Source organism: Halorubrum halophilum, assembly GCF_000739595.1.
GTDB lineage: Archaea > Halobacteriota > Halobacteria > Halobacteriales > Haloferacaceae > Halorubrum > Halorubrum halophilum.
The window spans coordinates 1-673 of the sequence record NZ_BBJP01000078.1 but is presented as its reverse complement, the minus strand read 5'-3'; the positions used below and the strand labels follow the sequence as shown (position 1 = coordinate 673).

Below are 673 nucleotides of genomic sequence, written 5' to 3'. Positions count from 1 at the left end.
GAGTCTCCTCGGCGTTCTGAAGCGTGCGCCGCTCTATCTGCGGAATTCCTCGCCCGGTGTCCTCGATGACGAGGTTTACCCCGTCGTCCCGCCACACCCGTACCGTTATCGCTACGCTGTCGTCGTTGTGTTGGATGGCATTCCGGAGCGCCTCCTCTAAGGCGACCGGGAGCGCCGGGTGCGTCTGAACGACGCAGCTCTCCGGAAGCTCCGTACGGACGGCCACCGCTGACTCGTCGCCGAGTAACTGAGCCACCTGCTCGTTCACGACTGTAACCAGGTCGAGCGACTGGAGCGTGTCTGTCCGCCAGATCGACGCGAGTCGGCGCGTCCGTTCGGTGGTTCCGAGGAGCGCCTCCAAGTGGTCGCGGACGATCTCCGCCTGCTCTCTGGCCTCGGATCGGTCGTCCGCGTCCTCGATCTCGTCGAGGTACCCGAGCGCCACCGAGAGCTCGTTCCGGATGTTGTGTCGCAACACCCGATCGTTGATCGAAAGCAGGGTCGCCAGCTCCTGTGCCTCGGTGAGCTGTTCGTCTGACTTCACCGCGTACAGGCCCCCCCGGGATCCCACCGCCGCCCCGACCCCCGCCGCCCACGCGCGCCACAACCACACCCCGACCCCCCGCAGTCCCACCCCCCCCCCCACCCACCCCCCCCCCCCCCACCCACCACG

The 673-nt window shown here is 67.8% G+C and carries 1 protein-coding gene; it reads right to left on the bottom strand.

Annotated features, from left to right (window positions below; all coding sequences use genetic code 11):
- A partial coding sequence (locus ACP96_RS15835; protein ID WP_342764833.1) for an ATP-binding protein occupies nt 1-544 on the bottom strand: 544 nt, incomplete at its 3' end.
- Nucleotides 545-673 lie beyond the last annotated feature (129 nt).